This window comes from Pseudomonas sp. GM30 (assembly GCF_000282275.2).
Lineage (GTDB): Bacteria > Pseudomonadota > Gammaproteobacteria > Pseudomonadales > Pseudomonadaceae > Aquipseudomonas.
The window spans coordinates 113,809-136,918 of sequence record NZ_AKJP02000004.1 but is presented as its reverse complement, the minus strand read 5'-3'; the positions used below and the strand labels follow the sequence as shown (position 1 = coordinate 136,918).

At 61.3% G+C, this 23,110-nt stretch carries 15 protein-coding genes; 12 read left to right on the top strand and 3 right to left on the bottom strand.

Annotated elements, in window-relative coordinates; translation table 11 throughout:
- Positions 1–866 precede the first annotated feature (866 nt).
- From PMI25_RS03745 to PMI25_RS03735, 3 genes are all read left to right on the top strand, one after another.
- Positions 867–4,319 carry a GMC family oxidoreductase N-terminal domain-containing protein gene (locus PMI25_RS03745; RefSeq protein WP_007962617.1) on the top strand — a complete coding sequence of 1,151 codons (3,453 nt, stop codon included), beginning with the start codon at positions 867–869 and terminating at the stop codon, positions 4,317–4,319.
- A gap of 208 nt (positions 4,320–4,527) precedes the next feature.
- Positions 4,528–6,396, top strand: a complete 1,869-nt coding sequence (locus PMI25_RS03740; protein WP_007962615.1) for a hypothetical protein — start codon at positions 4,528–4,530, stop codon at positions 6,394–6,396.
- A 25-nt stretch (positions 6,397–6,421) separates the two neighbouring features.
- Complete coding sequence (locus PMI25_RS03735) at positions 6,422–7,666, top strand: metallophosphoesterase family protein (RefSeq protein ID WP_007962608.1); 1,245 nt, start codon at positions 6,422–6,424, stop codon at positions 7,664–7,666.
- 122 nt (positions 7,667–7,788) lie between these two features.
- Here PMI25_RS03735 and gbcA read toward each other — a convergent pair whose 3' ends face one another.
- Entirely contained in the window at positions 7,789–9,084 is a 1,296-nt protein-coding gene (gene gbcA / locus PMI25_RS03730) for a glycine-betaine demethylase subunit GbcA (protein ID WP_007962606.1), read from the bottom strand.
- Positions 9,085–9,365: 281 nt separating this feature from the next.
- Between gbcA and gbcB the strand changes: the two genes are divergently transcribed.
- Complete coding sequence (gene gbcB, locus PMI25_RS03725) at positions 9,366–10,466, top strand: glycine-betaine demethylase subunit GbcB (protein WP_007962605.1); 1,101 nt, start codon at positions 9,366–9,368, stop codon at positions 10,464–10,466.
- A gap of 120 nt (positions 10,467–10,586) precedes the next feature.
- On the opposite strand, the gene PMI25_RS03720 is transcribed toward gbcB, so the two are convergent.
- Both PMI25_RS03720 and PMI25_RS03715 read right to left on the bottom strand, forming a co-directional pair.
- Positions 10,587–11,411, bottom strand: a complete 825-nt coding sequence (locus PMI25_RS03720; RefSeq protein ID WP_007962604.1) for an SDR family oxidoreductase — start codon at positions 11,409–11,411, stop codon at positions 10,587–10,589.
- A gap of 279 nt (positions 11,412–11,690) precedes the next feature.
- The gene (locus PMI25_RS03715) at positions 11,691–12,731 is read right to left on the bottom strand and encodes a threonine aldolase family protein (protein ID WP_007962603.1); all 1,041 of its coding nucleotides are present in this window, start codon (positions 12,729–12,731) and stop codon (positions 11,691–11,693) included.
- 126 nt (positions 12,732–12,857) lie between these two features.
- Here PMI25_RS03715 and PMI25_RS03710 point away from each other — a divergent pair, with 126 nt between their 5' ends.
- The 8 genes from PMI25_RS03710 to fdhA all read left to right on the top strand — a co-directional run bounded on the left by PMI25_RS03710 (position 12,858) and on the right by fdhA (position 23,053).
- Positions 12,858–13,568: a TraX family protein gene (locus tag PMI25_RS03710; RefSeq protein WP_007962602.1), complete on the top strand. Its 711-nt coding sequence runs from the start codon at positions 12,858–12,860 to the stop codon at positions 13,566–13,568.
- Positions 13,569–13,878: 310 nt separating this feature from the next.
- Positions 13,879–15,132: a serine hydroxymethyltransferase gene (gene glyA, locus PMI25_RS03705; protein ID WP_007962601.1), complete on the top strand. Its 1,254-nt coding sequence runs from the start codon at positions 13,879–13,881 to the stop codon at positions 15,130–15,132.
- Between the two features lie 20 nt (positions 15,133–15,152).
- Entirely contained in the window at positions 15,153–16,403 is a 1,251-nt protein-coding gene (locus PMI25_RS03700; protein WP_003206307.1) for a sarcosine oxidase subunit beta, read from the top strand.
- Between the two features lie 14 nt (positions 16,404–16,417).
- Positions 16,418–16,747: a sarcosine oxidase subunit delta gene (locus tag PMI25_RS03695; RefSeq protein WP_007962600.1), complete on the top strand. Its 330-nt coding sequence runs from the start codon at positions 16,418–16,420 to the stop codon at positions 16,745–16,747.
- Positions 16,744–19,761: a sarcosine oxidase subunit alpha gene (locus tag PMI25_RS03690; RefSeq protein WP_007962599.1), complete on the top strand. Its 3,018-nt coding sequence runs from the start codon at positions 16,744–16,746 to the stop codon at positions 19,759–19,761. The genes PMI25_RS03695 and PMI25_RS03690 overlap by 4 nt, the downstream gene beginning before the upstream one ends.
- A gap of 180 nt (positions 19,762–19,941) precedes the next feature.
- Complete coding sequence (locus PMI25_RS03685; protein ID WP_007962598.1) at positions 19,942–20,574, top strand: sarcosine oxidase subunit gamma; 633 nt, start codon at positions 19,942–19,944, stop codon at positions 20,572–20,574.
- Positions 20,575–20,795: 221 nt separating this feature from the next.
- Positions 20,796–21,653, top strand: a complete 858-nt coding sequence (purU, locus tag PMI25_RS03680; RefSeq protein WP_007962596.1) for a formyltetrahydrofolate deformylase — start codon at positions 20,796–20,798, stop codon at positions 21,651–21,653.
- Between the two features lie 200 nt (positions 21,654–21,853).
- The gene (fdhA, locus tag PMI25_RS03675) at positions 21,854–23,053 is read left to right on the top strand and encodes a formaldehyde dehydrogenase, glutathione-independent (protein ID WP_007962594.1); all 1,200 of its coding nucleotides are present in this window, start codon (positions 21,854–21,856) and stop codon (positions 23,051–23,053) included.
- Positions 23,054–23,110: the final 57 nt, after the last annotated feature.

Here is a 23,110-nt window from a genome sequence, read left to right as displayed (position 1 = left end):
CACGCCAATCAAGCCCTACAGCCCTCCGATCAAAAAACAGCCAGCCTAAGTCACGGATTTTCAGGGCTTTTTCGGCAGGATAACTTGGCAAGTTGCCCCCAATCTCTGTTGGCGCTTCTGTGGATAAGATGTTCGCTATCCGCTGAAGCCCGTACAAAACGTGGCTTTCAAAGGGTTGATCAAAAAACAGTCAACTCAAGAGTTTCCAAAAGAAATTCCCGCAAAAACTTCGATTTCACACAGCCTCCAATGCTTTTCCACAGCAAGGCCAAAGTTACCCCCGAACTCTGTTGGCGCTTCTGTGGATAACGTGTTCGCCATCCGCTGCAGGCCATTAAAACCGGGGCTTACAAAGATGTGATCAAAAAATAGCCAATGCGTATCGCAAACCGTACTTCTGGATAAGTCACGATTTTTCTTCATAAAGCAGCCGGTTATTTTCCCGGCCATCCACAGTTACCCCCATTTGCTGTGGGTGGCTATGTGGATAACTTGTTCGCCAAACCCTGCAGGCCCCACCGGGCTTAGTCCAAACGGCAATTGATCACATTTCATACAGTTCTAAGGCGCTGCCTTGACTTCGATTCCCCTGCTGTCTTCACTGCAATGGCACAAGGACAGCCGTCACTTATCCACATCTGGTTCTGGGAGAACGCATGATGGATAGCCTCTCGCACCGCCCCCCACCCACTCCACGCAAGCGCACGCTTCGTCGCGCAGCCAATCAGCGCGCGCGCCTGTAGCGCGTCTTCCTGCCAGACCGCTGTGCTGTCGCCGGGCTGACCCGGAGGCCAGGTGCCCGTTCGCCCATTGATTGCAGGCAACCGCAGAGTTGCCCCCATCTGCCTGATTAGAGGATGCACCTCATGACACGGATCGCAACGCCCATCAGCGAGATCAAGGAACACTACGATGTCATCGTTATCGGCTCAGGCTACGGCGGCGGCATTGCTGCCTCGCGCCTGTCCCGTGCGGGCAAACGTGTGTGCCTGCTCGAACGCGGTCGGGAAATCCAGCCCGGCGAATACCCCAATACCATGATCGCCGCTACCGAAGAGCTGCAGGTGCATGACCCGGATGGCCATATCGGCTCGCGCACCGGACTGTTCGACCTGCACGTCAATGCCCAGCAGAACGTCGTGGTCGGTTGCGGCCTCGGCGGTACATCACTGATCAACGCCAACGTTTCCCTGGAGCCGGAACCCGGGGTGTTCGAGGATCCACGCTGGCCGCAAGCGGTACGCGATCATCGCGATACGCTGCTCAAGGACGGTTACGCCCGCGCCCGGGAAATGCTCAAGCCCAATCCGTACCCGAACAGCGCGCCGAACCTGCCCAAGCTCGACGCCAACAAAAAGTCGGCGGACTACCTCAAGCAGGGCGCGCATTTCTACAAGCCACCGATCAACGTGACCTTCGACAAGCTGCCGAACAACCTCAACCACGTCGGCGTCGAACAACTGCCGTGCAACCAGTGCGGCGACTGCGTCTCGGGCTGTAACAACAAGGCCAAGAACACCACGCTGATGAACTATCTGCCGGACGCCTGGAACCATGGCGCGGAGATTTTCTGCCAGGCCGAGGTGCGGCATCTGGAGCGCGACGGCGATGGCTGGATCGTGCACTTCCAGTATCTGGACAGCGGGCGTGAGAAATTCGACGCGCCGACGCTGTTCGTGAAAGCCGACATCGTTGTGGTCTCTGCCGGCACCCTCGGCTCCACCGAGATTCTGCTTCGCTCGCGGGACAAAGGCCTGGTGATGTCCGGCCAGCTCGGCGAGAACATGAGCGGCAACGGTGACATCCTCGGTTTCGGCCACAACTGCGAGCAGACCATCAACGGCATCGGCTTCGGTGCGCATTCGGCCAAGGAGCTGCACCCGGTCGGCCCGTGCATCACCTCGATCATCGACATGCGCACCGAAGGTGACTGGCGCAGCCGCATGGTCATCGAGGAAGGCTCGATCCCCGGCGCCCTCGGTCGGCCGATGGTGCCGGCGATGGCCGGGTTTGCCGAGATGATCGGTGTGGCCACTGACGACAGTTTCAGCGGCAAGCTCGGCTACAAGGAACGCGAAGCCGAAAGTTTCCTGCGCGGCCCGTACTACGGCGCGCTGCACAACATGCAGACCTACCTGATCATGAGTCACGACAGCGGCCAGGGCCGGATGATTCTCGACAACAAGGATCAGTTGCGCATCGACTGGCCGGGTGTCGGCGAGCAGGAAAACTTCAAGCTCGGCAACGAACGCCTGTACCAGAGCACCAAGGCGTTGGGCGGGGTCTGGGTCGAGAATCCGATCTGGACCAGGCTGCTCAAGCACAGCATCGTCTCGGTGCATCCGCTGGGCGGTTGCGTGATGGGCGAAGACGCAGCGCAAGGCGTGGTCAATCACAAAGGCCAGGTGTTCAGCGGCGCGACCGGCACCGATGTCTACGCGAGTCTGTACGTGACCGACGGCGCGGTGATCCCGACCTCACTGGCGGTCAATCCGCTGCTGACCATCTCCGCCGTGAGCGAGCGCAATATGGGTCTGCTCGCCGCCGACCGTGGCTGGCACATCGACTACACGTTGCCCTCGGCACCACGCAAACAGGTGGCGCCTCCGACCCTCGGCGTGCAGTTCACCGAGACCATGAAGGGCTATTTCTCCCGCGCCTTCACCGCCGCGCAAAGCACCGATCTGAAAGTCTACGAGGCGGCGGCCAAACGCGGCGAGGCGGACAACTCGCCAATCGACTTTACCCTGACCATCACCGCCAACGACCTGAACCGGATGATCAAGGAACCGGAACACGCCGCGACCATCGTCGGCACCGTGAACGCCCCGGCACTCTCGCCACAACCGCTGACCGCCAGCAACGGCGTGTTCAACCTGTTCGAGCAATTCGAGCAGCAGGTCGATACGCGGCACATGAAATACGACATGAAACTGACCGCCGAGGACGGCAACGACTATTTCTTCAGCGCCTTCAAAACCGTGCCGGAAGACAACGGCGTGCTGAACATCTGGCACGACACCAGCACTTTGTACGTGACGCTGTATCGCGGGCCGGACAAGTCGGGCGAGGTGATCGGCTCCGGGGTGATGCACATTCATCCGACCGATTTCGCCAAGCAGATGACCACCATGAAAGTGCTCAATGCGCGCAACGAGCGGGAGCGCATCGAAGGCCTGGCGCGGTTCGGCAAGTTCTTCGCCGGGATTCTCTGGGAAAGTTACGGCGGGGTATTCGCCGGTGACAAATACTTCAACCCCGACGCGCCGCCACGCCTGAAGCGGCCGCTGGATGCGCCGACCCCGGCGGTGCATTTCTTCCCCACCGAGGACGGCGTCGAGCTGCGCCTGACTCGTTATCAGGCCGGCAGCAAAGGCCCGGTGATGCTGGTGCATGGCCTGGGCGTCGGCTCGAATATCTTTTCCACCGACACCATCCAGACCAATCTGCTGGAGTACCTGTGCAAGCACGATTACGACGTGTGGCTGCTGGATTTCCGGGTGAGCATTCTGCTGCCGGCGAGCAAGAAGGAATGGAATGGCGACCAGATCGCCCAGTACGACTTCAAGGCTGCCATCGCGCAGATTCAACAAGAGACCCAGGCCAAAGACGTGCAATGCGTGGTGCATTGCTACGGCGCGACCACGTTCTTCATGTCGTTGCTGGCAGGGCTGCAGGGTGTGCGCTCGGTGGTCTGCTCGCAGATTGCCGCTGACACGGTGGTCGCCACGGCCACTGGATTGAAGGCCGGTCTGCACCTGCCGGGGATGCTCGATGCGATCGGTATCAAATCGATGACGGCTTACGCCGACAGCAAGGAGAACTGGTTCAACCGCCTCTACGACAAGGCCCTCAACGGTTACGCGCGGATCGAGGCGCAAGGCTATTGCACCAACCCGGTGTGCCATCGCATCACCTTCATGTACGCCTCGCTGTATCGCCACGACACCCTCAACGAAACCCTGCACGACAACCTGCACGAGCTGTTCGGCGAGTCGAACATCGAGACCTTCGAGCACCTGGCGCTGATCGTGCGCAAAGGGCATCTGGTGGATTTCAAAGGCAACGATGTGTACATGCCGCACTTCGAGCGGCTGACGATGCCGATCTGCTTTATCAGCGGCGCGGAGAACCAGTGCTACCTGCCGGAAAGCACGCTGAAGACCTACCAGCGAGTCTGCGAAGTCCACGGGCCGGAGCGCTACAGCCGGCACGTAGTGCCGGGTTACGGCCACATCGACTGCATGTTCGGCAAGAACGCGGTGGTGGATGTGTATCCGATCATCCTTGAGCACCTGGAGAAAACGGCCCTCGGCTGAGATCGATTACTGATTTCTGTGTTGAGGAGATTCTCTGTGGCGAGGGGATTTATCCCCGATCGGCTGCGCAGCAGTCGTAAAACCTGAGTGCGCGGTGATCCTGACAGATCGCGCTGGCAGGGTTTGGGGCCGCTTCGCGCCCCATCGGGGATAAATCCCCTCACCACAGGGGACATCGCTGGTTGGTGGTCAGAAGGAAATGGATGACATGGATACTTACATCCGCTGGTTTCAACGCTTCATCTGGATCGGCATTGCAATGAACATGGTGTTCGCAATTCCCGCGCTGTTCGCGCCGGGGTTGCTGACATCGGTGGTCGGGCTGCCGCCGCAACTCTCCGACCCATGGCTGGAAAACGCCGGGATGCTGCTGGTGGGCATCAGCGTATTTTACATGCCGTCGGGCTTCAACGCGCCGCGCTATGTGGTGCATTCCTGGCTGTGCGTGCTGACGCGGCTGATCGCCGTGGTGTTCTGGATTTACCTGATCAATACGAGCATTCAGGGTTCGGTGTTCGTGCCGATGCTGATGGGCGATCTGAGCTTCTTCCTGATTCTCGGCATTCTGCTGTACCTCGGCACCACGCCCGCGAACCGGCCCTGGGCACTGCTGTGTGATGGCTGGCGCGAGTGGCGCGCGGCTTGGGCGCGGCAATGGCAGAGTCACGCCTTCAAGGTCGGCACGCTGGTGGTTGTCGCGGTGTTGGGTTTCATCGGTTACGAAACCTGGTATCAGATGCTGCGGGTGGTGCCGGAGCAGGAATACGCCTCCGACGAAGATCACTACAAATACGCCGCCATCGGCCTGGGCATCGAAGCGCGGATCCCGTATTACCTGTTCGCCGTGCTGCCGCAGATGTGCCCGGAAAAACTGCCCAAACCCGGCGGCTGGGAGGTCTTCGGTTTTCTCTACGAGAACGGCAAGGACCTGCCGATCGGCATGGCCAAGCGACAGATCGGCTACCCGACTGTGGAACCGAACTGCGCGCTGTGCCACACCGGTTCCTACCGGGCCAATGCCAGCGACGTCGCGGTCAACGTGCCGAGCGCGCCGGCCAACACCCTGCAACTGCAGGCCTTCCAGTGGTTCGCCTACGATTGTGCCAGCGACCCGAAATTCACCACCGACGCGGTGATGGCGGCGATCAACGGCAAGTTTCAGTTGGGCTTTTTCGAGAAGCTCTACAACCGCTACCTGATTATCCCGATGGCGAAAAGCGCCTTGCTCAAACAGAAACAGGCCTACGCCTGGCAGAAGCTGCGTCCGCAACAAGGCCCGGGCCGCACCGACACCTTCAACCCGACGAAAATGGTGGTGTTCGGCTTCCCGGATGACTCGACCATCGGCACCGTCGACTTGCCGCAAGTGTGGAACCAGAAGCCGCGGGAATCGATGTACCTGCATTGGGACGGCAATAACAACAAGATCCACGAACGCAACTACGCCGCTGCAATGGCGGTGGGTGCGACGCCGGAATCGGTGCTGCCGCCGAGCTTCAACCGAGTGACCAACTGGCTGCTCGGGCACAAGGCGCCGGCGTGGCCGTGGGCACTGGATCAGGCCAAGGTCGCCCAGGGCAAACCGATCTGGGAGGCCAATTGCGCCGGTTGCCACGACTTCGGACGCGCCGACACCGGGCAAGTGACCACCAACATCGATCAGCTCGGCACCGATCCACATCGGCTGGATTCGTTCACCACCGGTCTGGTGACGGCGTTCCACACCTTCAAGAAACCGCCATTCGACTTCGGCGCGTATCGCAAGACCCAGAGCTACAGCAACACGCCGACCGACGGCATCTGGCTGCGCGCGCCGTACCTGCACAACGGTTCGGTGCCGACCCTGTGGGATCTGCTGCAACCACCGGAAAAACGCCCGGTGGTGTTCATCACCGGCTCCGACGTCTACGACCCGGTCAACGTCGGTTTCGTCACCACGGGCGCCCAGGCCAAGGCCTCGGCGGATTTCAAATACGACACCCGACTGGAGGGCAACCACAACAGCGGTCACCTGTATGGCACGACGCTGTCGGACGACGACAAGCGGGCGTTGATCGAATTCATGAAAACCCTGTGAGCCCTTACGGATAGAGGATTACGCCATGTCACTGGTCAGTCATTGGGAACACGAGTACGACAAGGTCAAACTGCGCATTCACGGCCTGTTCACGCGCATGGAAATGGCCTGGATGAAGCTCATCAGCGAGCTGGAGCCGCAGGAGTTTCAGGCGATCATCAAGCTGCTGCAGCGCGGTCACGATCAGGCGCAATACGTGCTGAAAAACGGTGAATTGCCCGGCGACGAACCGGCGGTGCCGTGGGAGTTGTCCCATGGCCTGTCGATCCTGCGCATCGGCAATGCCACACCGTTGCCGCAATCGCCCGATCAACTGGCAACCCGGGTGTTGCAGGACGGCAGCCTGCTCGGCTGTCGCAAGTGGGAATTGCTCGACCTGCTGTGGAGCGAAGCGCTGCTCAAGTGGATCGAGAACCTGCGTCATCATGCGACCTTCGGCACTGATCCGGCGGTGGTGCAGATGGACCGCGACGTGACCCTGGCGATTGCCGGCGACTGGGGCACCGGCCCCTTCGACAGCCATGCGCCGGCGGTTTCAGTCGCCAACCAGATGCAATTGGCGCAGGCGGATTTCACCATCCATCTGGGCGATGTCTACTACGCCGGCAGCCACTCGCAGGAAGATGTCGACATGGCCGGTTGGCCGATGGGCAGCCACGGCTCGTTCACCCTCAACTCCAACCACGAGATGTACAGCGGCGCCCACGGCTATTTCAAGGAACTGGCCAAGCGCTTTCCGGGGCAGCAGGGCACCAGTTATTTCGCCTTGATCAACGACGACTGGCTGGTGGTCGGGCTGGATTCGGCGTATGCCTCGGACGCGATGAACCTGTACATGGACGGCACGCTCAACGAACCGCAGATCACCTGGATGAAAGCCCTGCCGAAACGCAAAAAGATCATGGTGCTCAGTCATCACCAGGGCTTCGATATTTCCGGGCATCACCAGACCGCGCTGTATCAACCGGTGTGCGATGCCCTGGGGCGCGAGCCGGATTATTGGTACTGGGGACATCTGCACAACGGCATCGTTTACGCCAAACAGGGCGGCTTGAATGCGCGCTGCGCCGGGCACGGGGCGATTCCCTATGGCAATGCCAGCGAGCTGAACGGGCATTCGCGGGTGTTGTGGTCGGAGACTCAGGATGCCAATGACCCGGCTTATCCGCTGCGGGTGTTGAATGGCTACGCGAAAATCCGGCTGGTGGGGGAGGATATTTTTGAGGAGTTTATTGGGGAGGATGGATCGGTGAGGTGGTCATCCAAGTGACGCGGTGGCTGGGCAGGCCTCTTCGCGAGCAAGCTCGCTCCCACAGTGGTCGGCGGTGATAACAGAATTTGTGTACACCGCCAGTCCCTGTGGGAGCGAGCTTGCTCGCGAAGCTTTTGCTTTTAGCCTTGGACAGGCACCCCTTTAAGATACGGCGCAGGCTCGGCCCCAAGGTTGTTCAGCATCCGCTCGCTGTACCAGTCCACGAAATTGACCACACCAAACTCATAGGTCTTGGAGTAAGGCCCCGGCTGATAAGCGCTGGAGTTGATCCCGCGCTGGTTCTCTTCAGCCAGACGCCGGTCCTGGTCGTTGGTCGCGTCCCACACCTGGCGCATGCGGTCGACGTCGTAATCCACGCCTTCGACCGCGTCCTTGTGCACCAGCCATTTGGTGGTGACCATGGTTTCCTGGGCGCTGATCGGCCACACGGTGAACACGATGATGTGGTCGCCCATGCAGTGGTTCCACGAGTGCGGCAGGTGCAGGATGCGCATCGAGCCAAGGTCGGGGTTCTTGATCCGGCCCATCAGCTTGGCGCAGCCCTGTTTGCCGTCCAGGGTCATCGACACGGTGCCCTTGAGCAGCGGCATGCGCACGATGCGGTTGCGCAGACCGAAACTGGCGTGGGCGTAAGGGATTTTCTCGGCTTCCCACGCGGCAGCAGACGCGGCGACGTGATCCTTGAACGCCTGATCGGCACGCGGGTCGGTGACGTCGTCCCATTCCAGCAGGGTTTTCAGCAGTTCCGGGTGCGAGGCGTTGCAGTGGTAGCACTCGCGGTTGTTTTCCAGCACCAGTTTCCAGTTGGCCTTTTCCATCAAGGTGGTGGTGATCGCCACCTTGGTGTTCTCCATGTCGTACGGTTCCATGTAGTGGTTGAGCGTCGACAGGAAGTCATCGATGGCCGGCGGGTTTTCCGCCAGGCTGATGAAGATGTAGCCGCCGGCAGTCTTCACGTTCACCGGTTTGAGGCCGTACTGCTTCATGTCGAAGTCGGCGCCCATCTCGGTGCCGGCGAACAGCAGGCGCCCGTCCAGTTCGTAGGTCCACTGGTGGTAGTGGCAGACCAGTTTGGCGACCTTGCCCTTGTCGCTGGTGCACAGGCGCGAGCCACGGTGGCGGCAGACGTTGTGGAACGCGTGGACCACACCGTCGGCGCCACGAATGACGATGATCGGGTTCTTGCCGACCTGCAGGGTCAGGTAGTTGCCCTTGGCCGGGATCTCGCAAGTCATGCCGGCGATCAACCACTCTTTCTGGAAGATCTCCTGCATGTCGATATCGAACAGGCGCTCGTCGCTGTAAAACGGCTGCGGCAGCGAGAAAGTGCGCTCGCGCTCCTGCAGCATCTGTGCGGTGGCCTTGCGTGCGGGTTCCAGCGGATCGCCCAGGCTGATTTTTGCGGTGACGTCCATCGATGTATTCCTCAAGGCCATCTGCGTGGCCGCGAAAGTGGCTGATCAGGGTTGCTACGCAAGGTGTAAAGAATTCGTCTTGGTGTGAGGCGAGTGTGGGGCCGGCGCTGGGCGGAACCTTATCCATGGGCGACATGGCGCAATCTGTTCCCGACGCGCAACCCCCGGTGGTTGGGGGCTGGTCGCGATAAGTATGCCGATGTCGCGGATAGGTAAACGGGCGGTTCACGCTATACGCAGAATCGCCACATGAACGCCGACAGTCGGCCGTGGAGAACAGCATGTCCAACAGCTTCCTGAATCCGGTCACCACCCAGACCTGGGCCAATGGCCGACACATCGTCCGTTGCGTCAAAGTCATCCAGGAAACCTGGGACGTGCGCACCTTCTGTTTCATGGCCGATCAGCCGATCCTGTTCTTCTTCAAGCCCGGGCAATTCGTGACCCTGGAGCTGGAAATCGACGGCCAGCCGATCATGCGTTCGTACACCATTTCCAGTTCGCCGTCGGTACCGTACAGCTTCTCTGTGACCATCAAGCGCGTGCCGGGCGGCAAGGTTTCCAACTGGCTGCACGACACCCTGCATGAAGGGCAGGAGCTGGCGGTGCACGGGCCGGTCGGGCTGTTCAATGCCATCGATTTCCCGAGCCCGAAAGTCCTGTATCTGAGCGGTGGCGTGGGGATCACCCCGTGCATGTCGATGGCGCGCTGGTTTTACGACACCAACGCCAACGTCGACATGACCTTTATCCACAGCGCGCGCTCGCCGAAAGACATCATTTACCACCGCGAGCTGGAACACATGGCGTCGCGGATCGACAACTTCAGCCTGCACCTGATCTGCGAGAAACACGGGCTGGGCGAGCCGTGGGCCGGTTATCGCGGCTATCTGAATCACAAGATGCTCGAACTGATGGTGCCGGACTTCCTCGAGCGCGAAGTGTTCTGCTGCGGCCCGACGCCGTACATGACTGCGGTCAAGCGCCTGCTCGAAGCCGCCGGCTACGACATGTCGCGTTATCACGAGGAATCCTTCGGCGCCACGCCACCGGAAGCCCGTGCCGATGCGGTGGAACAGGCCGAGCAGGCTGCCGAGGCCCCGGAAATCGATGCGGCGGATCTGCATCAGGTCGAGTTCACCGCCTCCGGCAAGAGTATTCGCGTGGCACCGGGCGAGACCGTGCACGCGGCGGCGGCCAAGCTTGGTTTGATGATCCCGAAAGCTTGCGGTATGGGGATCTGCGGTACGTGCAAGGTGATGAAGCTTGGGGGCGAGGTGGAGATGGAGCACAACGGCGGGATTACCGAGGACGACGAGGCGGAAGGGTTTATCCTGTCGTGCTGCAGCGTGCCTAAAGGCGACGTCAGAATCGAATTCTAAAGATCGATGCAAATCCCCTGTGGGAGCGAGCTTGCTCGCGAAGGCGGTGTGTCATTCAACATCTGTGCTGTCTGACACGGCCACTTCGCGAGCAAGCTCGCTCCCACAGGGTTATGCGCTTCAATCGATAAACAGGTCAGGCATCAGCGCGGCGTCGCTGTCCGGCTCGAAACGGTAGTGATCAAATTCAGTCACGCCGTGCTCACGCAAAATTTCTTCGTCGATCAGCAGCCGTCCAGTGATCTGCCGCTGGCGGCTATCCAAGATCACATGCGCCGCATCCGCCATGATCGCCGGCGTGCGTGCATGCTTGAACGACTCGCGACTGCCCAGTTGAAACTCGATCGCCGCCGTGGCAATCATCGTCTGCGGCCACAGCGAATTGACGCTGATCCCGTAACTGGCGAACTCCTCGCTCATGCCCACCGTCAGCATGCTCATGCCGTACTTGGTCACGGTGTAGGGGCTGTATTGGGCGAACCACTTGCTCGCCAGATTCAGCGGCGGTGACAGGTTGAGGATATGTCCGGCGGATTTCTTCAGATAGGGCAGGGCGGCCTGGCTGCACAGCAACACCGCGCGGGTGTTGATCTGGTGCATCAGGTCGAAACGCTTCAGTTCGATGTGTTGCACGCCAGTGAGCTTGATCGCCCCGGCGTTGTTCACCAGCGCATCAATGCCGCCGAAATGCTCGTTGGCCTGGGCCAGCGCACGGCGCACCGCCTCTTCATCACGCACGTCCAGTTGCAGCGCCAATGCCTTGCCGCCAGCGGCCTCGACTTCCTTGGCGACGCTGTGAATGGTGCCGGCCAGTTTCGGATGGGCTTCGGCGCTTTTGGCCGCAATCACGATATTGGCCCCGTCCTTCGCGGCACGCAGCGCAATCTCACGGCCGATGCCACGGCTGGCGCCGGTGATGAACAGGGTTTTGCCTTGTAGCGACATGCCGATGCTCCTGCTTATTGTTATGTGAGCGGAGGGCTCGACAGACAATGTAGACCAAGCAGCTGTCGCGATAAGGGCGGCGAAGTGAACTTGTGGCGAGGGAGCTTGCTCCCGCTCGGCTGCGCAGCAGTCGTAAACCCAGGCAATGCGGTTTGTCTGACGAACCGCCTACTCAGGTTTTGGGGCTGCTACGCAGCCCAGCGGGAGCAAGCTCCCTCGCCACAGGGGATCAACTCATTACCGGAGATCCCCTTATCCAGGCGTTCATTTGCCAAGAAATCAGGCGGACATGACTTCGCGGATGTCGCGGGCCAGTTCGCGCACGCGTTCTTCTTCGGTGTCCCACGAGCACATGAAGCGGGCGCCGCCCTTGCCGATGAAGGTGTAGAAGCGCCAGTTCTTCGCGGTCAGCGCGGCGATGGCCGGTTCCGAGAGTTGCAGGAACACGCCGTTGGCCTGCACCGGGAACATTAGCTCGACGCCCGGAATGTCGCTGACCAGCTCGGCCAGCAGTTGTGCGCAGTGGTTGGCATGGCGAGCGTATTTGAGCCACGCATCGTTTTCGAGGATGCCGACCCACGGCGCCGACAGAAAGCGCATTTTCGACGCCAGTTGCCCGGCCTGTTTGCATCGGTAATCGAAGTCTTCAGCCAGTTTGTGGTTGAAGAACAGGATCGCTTCACCCACCGCCATGCCGTTCTTGGTGCCGCCGAAGCACAGCACGTCGACGCCGGCCTTCCAGGTCAGATCGGCCGGCGAGCAGCCGAGGAACGCGCAGGCGTTGGAGAAACGCGCGCCGTCCATGTGCAGGTGCAGGCCCATTTCCTTGCAGGTGGCGCTGATGGCGCGGACTTCTTCCGGGGTGTAGACGCTGCCGACTTCGGTGGCCTGGGTCAGGGTCACCACGCGCGGTTTGGGGTAGTGGATGTCCTGGCGCTTGAGCGCGACTTCGCGGATCGACTGCGGGGTGATCTTGCCGTTTTCAGTGCCGGCGATCAGCAGTTTCGAGCCGTTGGAGAAAAATTCCGGCGCGCCGCATTCGTCGGTTTCGACGTGGGCGGTTTCCGAGCAGATCACGCTGTGGTAACTCTGACACAGCGACGACAGCGCCAGCGAGTTGGCGGCGGTGCCGTTGAAGGCGAAGAATACTTCGCAGTCGGTTTCGAACAGTTGGCGGAAATGGTCGGACGCGCGTGCGGTCCATTCATCGTCGCCGTAGGCGCGCTGGTGGCCGTGGTTGGCCTGTTCCATGGCGGCCCAGGCTTCGGGGCAGATACCGGAGTAGTTGTCGCTGGCGAATTGTTGGCTCTTGTCGGTCATGGCCGGCTTCCGTGGTCGAGACTCTTGTGAAGGCTCGTGGTCAATGATGATGCGCACTTTACCGAAGATCTTCCGGGGAGCACACGGGATGTCGCTGTCAGAAAATTACCAGTTTGTTGCCCGATTATGCACGTGACTAAACGCGACGGCGCGCTGGATCTGCTCAAGTGGCTGGCGCTGCTGAGCATGCTGCTCGATCACCTGCGATATGTCGGGATCAGCGCCGATTGGCTGTATGTTCCGGGGCGCATGGCGTTCCCGTGGTTCTGTCTGGCGATGGCGGCGAATCTTGCCCGCGCCGGCGCGCAGAAGACCGAGTGGCGCTATCTGGGCTGGTTGTTGCTGTTCAGTCTGGTCAGCGAGATTCCTTACCGCTTGTACATTCCCGATCCCGACACCTTGAACGTGCTGCCCACCCTGGCGCTGGGGTTGCTGGTGGCGCGGGGCTGGCAGGATCGCACGTTGTTGTCGCGGCTTTTGGGCGCAGGCGCCTTGCTGCTGGCGGCGCTGTTTTCACAGTGGCTGATGTTCGGCGTGTTTGGCGTGTTGCTGCCGCTGGCGCTGCTGTGGGTAATCCGTCGCCCCTGGTATTTGGGTCTGCTGCCGGGGCTGGTCTGTCTGGCGTCGAATCAGTGGCAGGTGCTGTATGAGGCGGCGCAATTTGGCAATGTCGTTGCAGTGTTCGGTATCGCGGCGTGTCTGGTTGCGCCATCGCTTGGGTTGTTCTTGTTGCGACATGCGCGACATCTCCAGCCACCGCCGATGCAGCGCTGGGCTTACGCACTCTATCCCCTGCATTTCCTCATTCTCCTGACGCTACGCACGGTATTTGCCTGACACCTGTGGCGAGGGAGCTTGCTCCCGCTGGGCTGCGCAGCAGCCCCAAATCCTCAACATAAGGTCTATCAGGCGCACCGCATGCTGAGGTTTTGCGGCGGCTGCGCCGCCGAGCGGGAGCAAGCTCCCTCGCCACAGAGGGCATTGTGTGCCTGCGCTTTCCCAGCCATGTCGTAAACGCACCTTTGCGTGGCGTCCGCAGGCATCTGGGCTGTCTGCGCCGGCCATACCATCGCATCAAAGGGCACCGCCGCAAGCCGCGTGCCTGACCAAGACGAAATGGCGCACCGACGCCGCCGGGAGAGACGCGATGTTCAGCAAGCAAGACCAGATCCAGGGTTACGACGATGCACTGCTGGCGGCGATGAATGCCGAGGAGCAACGTCAGGAAGATCACATCGAGCTGATCGCGTCGGAAAACTACACCAGCAAACGCGTGATGCAAGCGCAAGGCAGCGGCCTGACCAACAAATACGCCGAAGGTTATCCGGGCAAGCGTTACTACGGCGGCTGCGAGCATGTGGATAAAGTCGAAGCGCTGGCCATCGAGCGCGCCAAGCAACTGTTCGGCGCCGATTACGCCAACGTTCAGCCGCACTCCGGCTCCTCCGCCAACAGCGCGGTGTACCTGGCGCTGATCCAGCCGGGCGACACCATTCTCGGCATGAGCCTGGCCCACGGCGGTCACCTGACCCACGGCGCCAAAGTGTCGTCCTCGGGCAAGCTGTACAACGCGGTGCAGTACGGGATCAACACCGACACCGGGCTGATCGATTACGACGAAGTCGAGCGTCTGGCCGTCGAGTGCAAGCCGAAGATGATCGTTGCCGGGTTCTCTGCTTATTCGAAGACGCTGGACTTCCCGCGTTTCCGCCAGATCGCCGACAAGGTCGGTGCGCTGCTGTTCGTCGACATGGCCCACGTCGCCGGTCTGGTCGCTGCTGGCCTGTACCCGAACCCGCTGCCGTACGCCGATGTGGTCACCACCACTACCCACAAAACCCTGCGCGGTCCGCGGGGCGGGCTGATCCTGGCCAAGTCCAACGAAGAGATCGAGAAGAAGCTCAACGCCGCGGTATTCCCCGGGGCCCAGGGCGGCCCGCTGATGCACGTCATCGCCGGTAAAGCCGTGTGCTTCAAGGAGGCGCTGGAGCCAGGATTCAAGGCCTATCAGCAGCAAGTGATCGACAACGCTCAGGCGATGGCCAGCGTGTTTATCAAACGTGGCTACGATGTAGTGTCCGGCGGCACCGACAACCACCTGTTCCTGGTCAGCCTGATCCGTCAGGGCCTGACCGGCAAAGATGCTGACGCTGCCCTTGGCCGTGCGCACATCACCGTCAACAAGAACGCCGTGCCGAACGACCCGCAGTCGCCGTTCGTGACCTCGGGCCTGCGTATCGGCACCCCGGCCGTCACCACGCGCGGCTTCAAGGTCGCCCAGTGCGAAGTGCTGGCCGGCTGGATCTGCGACATCCTCGACAACCTCGGTGACGCCGACGTTGAAGCGAATGTGGCCAAGAACGTCGCGGCACTGTGCGCCGACTACCCGGTTTATCGCTGAGCGGTTTGGAGTAAATGACTATGCAACGCTATTCGGGCTTCGGCCTCTTCAAACACTCCCTCAGCCACCACGAGAACTGGCAGCGCATGTGGCGCACGCCAACGCCGAAGAAGGTCTACGACGTGGTCATCGTCGGCGGTGGCGGGCACGGTCTGGCGACCGCCTACTACTTGGCAAAAGAGCACGGCATCACCAACGTCGCCGTGGTCGAGAAGGGCTGGCTGGGCGGCGGTAACACCGCGCGCAACACCACCATCGTGCGCTCCAACTACCTGTGGGACGAGTCGGCGCACCTCTACGAACACGCGATGAAATTGTGGGAAGGCCTGTCGCAGGACCTGAACTACAACGTGATGTTCTCCCAGCGTGGCGTTTACAACCTGTGCCACACCCTGCAGGACATCCGTGATTCCGAGCGTCGGGTCAGCGCCAACCGCCTCAACGGCGTCGACGGCGAACTGCTCAACGCCAAGCAAGTGGCCGACGAGATTCCGTACCTCGACTGCTCGAAAAACACTCGCTACCCGGTGATGGGCGCGACTGTTCAGCGTCGTGGTGGCGTCGCTCGTCACGACGCCGTGGCCTGGGGCTTTGCCCGTGCCGCCGACGCCTTGGGCGTGGATCTGATCCAGCAGACCGAAGTGATCGGTTTCCGCAAGGAAAACGGCGTGTGCATCGGCGTTGAAACCAACAAGGGTTTCATCGGCGCCAAGCGTGTCGGTGTGGTCACCGCCGGTAACTCCGGGCACATGGCCAAGCTCGCCGGTTTCCGTCTGCCGATCGAATCCCACCCGCTGCAGGCGCTGGTGTCCGAGCCGATCAAGCCGATTATCGACAGCGTGATCATGTCCAACGCCGTGCACGGTTACATCAGCCAGTCCGACAAGGGCGACCTGGTGATCGGCGCCGGTATCGACGGCTACAACGGCTACGGCCAGCGCGGTTCGTACCCGGTGATCGAGCACACCATCCAGGCCATCGTCGAGATGTTCCCGGTGCTGTCGCGGGTGCGCATGAACCGCCAGTGGGGCGGCATCGTCGACACCACCCCGGACGCCTGCCCGATCATTTCGAAAACCCCGGTACCGAACATGTTCTTCAACTGCGGTTGGGGCACCGGCGGCTTCAAGGCCACACCTGGCTCGGGCAACGTGTTTGCCGCAAGCCTGGCCAAGGGTGAAATGCACCCGTTGGCTGCACCGTTTTCCATCGACCGTTTCCACAACGGCGCACTCATCGACGAACACGGCGCTGCTGCCGTCGCCCACTAACAGGAGAAATTCCCATGTTGCATATCTTCTGTCCTCACTGCGGCGAACTGCGCTCCGAAGAGGAATTCCACGCATCCGGTCAGGCGCACATTCCGCGTCCGCTGGATCCTGCCGCCTGCACCGATGAAGAGTGGGGCGACTACATGTTCTTCCGCGACAACCCGCGTGGTCTGCACCACGAACTGTGGGATCACGTCGCCGGTTGCCGCCAGTACTTCAACGTCACCCGCGACACCGTGACCTACGAGATTCTCGAAACCTACAAGATCGGCACCAAGCCGCAATTCACCGACAAGGCTGATACGGCGAAAACAGCCACGACGGCGCTGGGAGAGAAGGTATGAGCCAGACCAATCGCCTGTCCAACGGTGGACGGATCGACCGCAACAAAGTGCTGAGCTTTACCTTCAACGGTCAGAGCTACAAAGGCTTCGAGGGCGACTCGCTGGCCTCGGCACTGATCGCCAACGGCGTCGACATCATCGGTCGCAGCTTCAAGTATTCGCGTCCACGCGGGATCTTCGCCGCCGGTGCCGAAGAGCCGAACGCCGTGCTGCAGATCGGTGCCACCGAAGCCACGCAGATTCCCAACGTGCGCGCCACGCAACAGGCGTTGTACCAAGGCCTGGTCGCCACCAGCACCAACGGTTGGCCGAGCGTCAATAACGACATGATGGGGATTCTCGGCAAGGTCGGCGGCAAGCTGATGCCGCCGGGTTTCTACTACAAAACCTTCATGTACCCGCAATCGTTCTGGATGACCTACGAGAAGTACATTCGCAAGGCTGCCGGTCTGGGCCGTTCGCCGACCGAAGTCGATCCGGACACCTACGACTACATGAACCAGCACTGCGACGTGCTGATCGTCGGCGCCGGCCCTGCCGGTCTCGCCGCTGCCCTGGCGGCTGCGCGCAGTGGTGCGCGGGTGATCCTCGCTGATGAGCAGGAAGAGTTCGGCGGCAGCCTGCTCGATTCCCGCGAAAGCCTCGACGGCAAACCGGCGATGGAGTGGGTGGCCAGCGTTATCGCTGAATTGAAAAACACCCCGGACGTGTTGCTGTTGCCGCGCGCCACGGTCAACGGCTACCACGACCACAACTTCCTGACCATTCACGAACGCCTCACCGATCACCTCGGTGACCGCGCGCCTATCGGTCAGGTGCGTCAGCGCATCCACCGGGTTCGCGCCAAGCGTGTGGTGCTGGCGACCGGCGCCCACGAGCGTCCATTGGTCTACGGCAACAACGACGTGCCGGGCAACATGCTCGCCGGTGCGGTCTCGACTTACGTGCGCCGTTACGGCGTGGCACCGGGCAAAAAACTGGTCCTGACCACCAACAACGATCACGCCTATCGCGTGGCGCTGGACTGGCTCGACGCCAGCCTGCAAGTGGTGGCCATCGCCGATGCACGGAGCAATCCGCGTGGTGCGCTGGTGGAAGAAGCCCGCGCCAAAGGCATTCGCATCCTCACCGGCAGCGCCGTGATCGAGGCCCGTGGCAGCAAGCGCGTCACCGCTGCCCGCGTCGCCGCGATTGACGTCAAAGCGCACACCGTGACCAGCCCGGGCGAATGGCTCGACTGCGACGTGATCGCCAGTTCCGGCGGTTACAGCCCGGTGGTGCACCTGGCTTCGCACCTCGGTGGCAAGCCGATCTGGCGCGAAGACATCCTCGGTTTCGTACCGGGCGAAGCACCGCAGAAGCGTGTGTGCGTCGGCGGCATCAACGGCGTTTACGGCCTCGGAGATTCGCTGGCCGATGGTTTCGAAGGTGGCGCACGCGCTGCCAGTGAAGCCGGTTTCGCGGTGGTCGAAGGCACGCTGCCAAAAGCGCTGAGCCGTCTTGAAGAAGCGACCCTGGCGCTGTTCCAGGTGCCGCACGAGAAGGGCACTGCGCGGGCGCCGAAGCAATTCGTCGACCTGCAGAACGACGTCACCGCTGCCGCCATCGAACTGGCGACCCGCGAAGGTTTCGAGTCGGTCGAACACGTCAAACGCTACACCGCGCTGGGTTTCGGCACCGATCAGGGCAAGCTCGGCAACGTCAATGGTCTGGCGATTGCCGCGCGTTCGCTGAATGTGACCATCCCGCAGATGGGCACCACGATGTTCCGCCCCAACTACACGCCGGTAACGTTCGGCGCGGTAGCGGGTCGTCACTGTGGGCACATTTTCGAACCGGTGCGCTACACCGCTCTGCATCAATGGCACCTGAAAAACGGCGCCGAGTTCGAAGATGTCGGCCAGTGGAAACGTCCATGGTACTTCCCGAAAAACGGTGAAGACATGCATGCGGCGGTGAAGCGCGAATGCAAAGCCGTGCGCGACAGCGTCGGCCTGCTCGACGCCTCGACCCTGGGTAAGATCGACATTCAAGGTCCGGATGCCCGCGAGTTCCTCAACCGCGTATACACCAACGCCTGGACCAAGCTCGACGTGGGTAAGGCCCGTTACGGTCTGATGTGCAAAGAGGACGGCATGGTCTTCGACGACGGGGTGACGGCGTGTCTGGCCGACAACCATTTCGTCATGACCACCACCACCGGCGGCGCAGCCCGCGTGCTGCAGTGGCTGGAGCTCTACCACCAGACCGAATGGCCAGAGATGAAGGTCTACTTCACTTCGGTCACCGACCACTGGGCGACCATGACCCTGTCCGGGCCGAACAGCCGCAAGCTGCTCAGCGCCGTGACCGACATCGACCTGAGCAACGAAGCCTTCCCGTTCATGACCTGGAAAGAAGGTCTGGTCGGCGGTGTGCCGGCGCGGGTGTTCCGCATCTCGTTCACCGGTGAGCTGTCGTACGAAGTCAACGTGCAGGCCGACTACGCGATGGGCGTGCTGGAGAAAATTGTCGAGGCCGGCAAGCAGTACAACCTGACGCCGTACGGCACTGAAACCATGCACGTCCTGCGGGCGGAGAAGGGTTTCATCATCGTCGGTCAGGACACCGACGGCTCGATGACCCCGGACGACCTGAACATGGGCTGGTGCGTCGGTCGCACCAAACCGTTCTCTTGGATCGGCCAGCGCGGCATGAATCGTGAAGACTGCGTGAAGGATCAGCGTAAACAACTGGTGGGCCTGAAGCCGATCGATCCGAACGTGTGGCTGCCGGAAGGTGCGCAACTGGTGTTCAACACCAAGCAGGCGATCCCGATGACCATGGTCGGCCACGTGACCTCCAGCTACGCGCACAACTCCCTCGGTTATTCGTTTGCCATGGGTGTGGTCAAGGGCGGTCTCAAGCGCATGGGCGAGCGGGTGTTCGCACCGCTGGCCGATGGCAGCGTGATCGAGGCGGAGATTGTCTCTTCGGTGTTCTTCGATCCGAAGGGGGATCGGCAGAACATCTGACGGCTTCGAACCCTGTGGTGTGGCGGATATCGCCTTCGCGAGCAAGCTCGCTCCCACAGGTTTCGGGTTGTTAATGGAATTTGTGTCAGGCATCAGTCCACTGTGGGAGCGAGCTTGCTCGCGAAGGCGGCAGTACAGCCACCACAAGGACCGGACCAACAGAATTGAGATAGGTGCTTTATGACCACAGCCAATGTGTACCAACAACGCCCGACCACCGGGGCCAAGGCCGAGTCGTCGCTGCACCATGCCGACCTCGCCAGCCTGGCCGGCAAGGGTCGCAAGAACGCCGGCGTCATCGTGCGTGAAAAGAAACTTCTCGGTCACCTGACCCTTCGTGGCGATGGCCATGACGCCGCGTTCGCTGCCGGTGTGCACAAGGCCCTCGGCATCGAATTGCCCGGCGCCCTGAGCGTGATCGTCAAAGGCGAAACCAGCCTGCAATGGATGGGCCCGGACGAGTGGCTGCTGATCGTGCCAAGCGGTGAAGAATTCGCCGCCGAGCAGAAGCTGCGCGAAGCGCTGGGCGATCTGCACATCGCGATCGTCAACGTCAGCGGCGGCCAGCAAGTGCTCGAACTGAGCGGGCCGAACGTGCGTCAGGTGCTGATGAAATCCACCAGCTACGACGTGCACCCGAACAACTTCCCGGTGGGCAAAGCGGTGGGCACGGTGTTCGCCAAGTCGCAGCTGATGATTCGCCACACCGCCGAAGACACCTGGGAACTGCTGATCCGCCGCAGCTTCTCGGATTACTGGTGGTTGTGGTTGCAGGATGCGTCGGCCGAGTACGGCCTGAGCGTGCAGGCGTAACGCTTAGTGGTTGCCGCGATTGCTTCTTGTGGCGAGGGAGCTTGCTCCCGCTCGGCTGCGAAGCAGTCGCAAAAACCTGCGAGCGCATTCTTTCTGGAAGAACGCGGTTGCTGATTTTGGGGTCGCTTCGCAACCCAGCGGGAGCAAGCTCCCTCGCCACAGAACTCACTCGCCACAGAGTTCACTCTGCTCACAGCTGTTGAAACAGGAGTCACCGCACCATGAGCCGCGCCCCAGACACATGGATTCTGACCGCCGATTGCCCCAGCGTGCTCGGCACGGTGGACGCGGTGACGCGTTTTCTGTTCGAGCAGGGTTGCTACGTCACCGAGCACCACTCGTTCGATGACCGGCTCTCGGGTCGTTTCTTCATTCGCGTGGAATTCCGTCAGCCCGACGGCTTCGACGAGCAGTCCTTCCGCGCCGGCCTCGCCGAGCGTGGAGCGGCGTTCGGCATGGTCTTCGAACTGACCGCGCCGAACTACCGGCCGAAAGTGGTGATCATGGTCTCCAAGGCCGATCACTGCCTCAACGATTTGCTTTACCGCCAGCGCATCGGCCAGTTGTCGATGGACGTGGCGGCGGTGGTCTCCAACCACCCGGACCTCAAGCCGCTGGCCGACTGGCACCAGATTCCCTACTACCATTTCCCCCTCGACCCCAACGACAAGCCGGCGCAGGAGCGACAGGTGTGGCAGGTGATCGAAGCGTCCGGCGCCGAACTGGTGATCCTCGCCCGCTATATGCAGGTGCTGTCGCCGGAGCTGTGCCGCAAGCTCGATGGCAAGGCGATCAACATTCATCACTCGCTGCTGCCGGGGTTCAAGGGCGCCAAGCCGTATCACCAGGCCTACAACAAGGGCGTGAAGCTGGTCGGCGCCACGGCGCATTACATCAACAACGACCTCGACGAAGGGCCGATCATCGCCCAGGGCGTCGAGGCGGTGGATCACAGTCATTACCCGGAGGATCTGATTGCCAAGGGGCGGGATATCGAAGGCCTGACCCTGGCCCGAGCCGTGGGTTATCACATCGAAAGAAGGGTGTTTTTGAACGCCAACAGAACCGTGGTTCTTTAGATCGCCATCGCTGGCAAGCCAGCTCCCACAGGGATTTGTGCCGTACACAATTTTTGAGTTCCACCCGAAACCTGTGGGAGCTGGCTTGCCAGCGATGAGGCCATAACAGGCAACACAACAATCAGCATCTGTACCCGAGCACTTAACGCGCTGCCTGCCTGGGCAACGCGGTTCCATAAAAACAACAGCGAGGTGAAAGCATGTCTGGCAATCGTGGTGTGGTGTATCTCGGCGCTGGCAAGGTCGAAGTACAGAAAATCGACTATCCGAAAATGCAGGATCCGCGCGGCAGGAAGATCGAGCACGGGGTGATTCTGCGTGTGGTGTCCACCAACATTTGTGGCTCCGACCAGCACATGGTGCGCGGCCGGACCACGGCGCAGACCGGTCTGGTGCTGGGCCACGAAATCACCGGCGAAGTGATCGAAAAGGGTTCCGACGTCGAGAACCTGAAGATCGGCGACCTGGTCTCCGTACCGTTCAACGTGGCTTGCGGGCGCTGCCGTTCCTGCAAGGAGCAACACACCGGCGTCTGCCTGACCGTCAACCCGGCCCGTGCCGGCGGTGCTTACGGTTACGTCGACATGGGCGACTGGACCGGCGGCCAGGCCGAATACGTGCTGGTGCCGTACGCCGACTTCAACCTGCTGAAACTGCCGGATCGTGACAAGGCCATGGAGAAAATCCGCGACCTGACCTGCCTCTCCGACATCCTCCCTACCGGCTATCACGGCGCGGTGACGGCGGGTGTTGGCCCGGGCAGCACCGTGTACATCGCAGGCGCCGGCCCGGTTGGTCTGGCCGCTGCAGCCTCGGCGCGTTTGCTGGGCGCAGCGGTGGTGATCATCGGCGACGTCAACACCATCCGCCTGGCGCACGCCAAGGCCCAGGGTTTTGAAGTGGTCGACCTGTCCAAGGACACGCCGCTGCACGAACAGATCGCCGCACTGCTGGGCGAGCCGGAAGTGGATTGCGCGGTGGACTGCGTGGGCTTCGAAGCGCGCGGCCACGGCCATGACGGGGTGAAATCCGAAGCCCCGGCCACCGTACTCAACTCGCTGATGGGCGTGGTGCGCGTGGCGGGCAAGATCGGTATTCCGGGCCTGTACGTGACCGAAGATCCGGGTGCCGTGGACGCCGCCGCAAAAATGGGCAGCCTGAGCATCCGCTTCGGTCTGGGCTGGGCCAAATCCCACAGCTTCCACACCGGCCAGACCCCGGTAATGAAGTACAACCGCCAACTGATGCAAGCGATCATGTGGGACCGCATCAACATCGCCGAAGTGGTCGGCGTGCAAGTCATCAGCCTCGACCAGGCGCCGGAAGGTTACGGCGAGTTCGATGCGGGTGTGCCGAAGAAGTTTGTGATTGATCCGCATCGGTTGTTCAGTGCGGCGTAAGTTGTAACCACGAAAAAAGGGCGGCCGGTCAGGTCGCCCTTTTTCGTGAAATTGCCT